General features: G+C 68.5%; 1 protein-coding gene. It reads right to left on the bottom strand.

Annotated elements, in window-relative coordinates; translation table 11 throughout:
* Window positions 1-420: 420 nt before the first annotated feature.
* Window positions 421-700, bottom strand: a 280-nt coding sequence (locus AC1DWF_RS34695; protein ID WP_476843013.1) for a response regulator, incomplete at its 5' end; no start/stop codon positions are given.

Below are 700 nucleotides of genomic sequence, written 5' to 3'. Positions count from 1 at the left end.
GCCTGGCAGCCCACCACGCCGGTGCCGCCGACGCGGTTGTCGATCACGGCCGGGTAGCCCCATCCCTCCGACAGGCCCGGCGCCGCCAGGCGCGCGATGGCATCGGTCGGGCCTCCTGCAGGCGACGGGACGATGAGGCGCACCGGGCGATTCGGAAAATCCTGGCCCTGCGAGCGGGCGGCCCGAGGCAGAAGGGCGGCGGATGCGAGGGCAGCGGCCGCGCGCCGGCTCACGACMGAGAATGGCATGTCGACGTCCTCCTGCGGCGGTGGCCTTGCGTGAGGCTGCCGTCCATCATGCGCGAAGGCTGTCAGTCGCCACCAATATTGTCAACAATTCTGGACGGCAAACCTTGAAGCCATCCGCAGGTCGGGATGTAGCAGCAGAAATTTGCCAACAATCTACCAGCCCGGAATCAGCTCAGGACACCCGTAGACGTTCCAGCGCCTGGGCGAAGTCCTTCAGCCTGTACGGCTTGGGCAGGATCTCGATGCCCTCGACATCCGCCTGCGCCTGCATGCCGGCGGCATAGCCGGAGGTCAGCAGGATCGGCAGATCCGGCCGGCGCCGCCGCATCTCGCGCGCCAGTTCGATGCCGTTCATGCCGCCGGGCATCATGATGTCGGAGAAGACGACATCGACCTGCCGCGCATTGGCCAGCGCGCCGAGCGCGGCCTCGCCGCTCGCCGCCCGCGTGACC

This window comes from Aminobacter sp. P4_D5 (assembly GCF_056401815.1).
The sequence above is the reverse complement of the archived record's forward strand: the minus strand, read 5'-3'. Positions and strand labels throughout refer to the sequence as shown.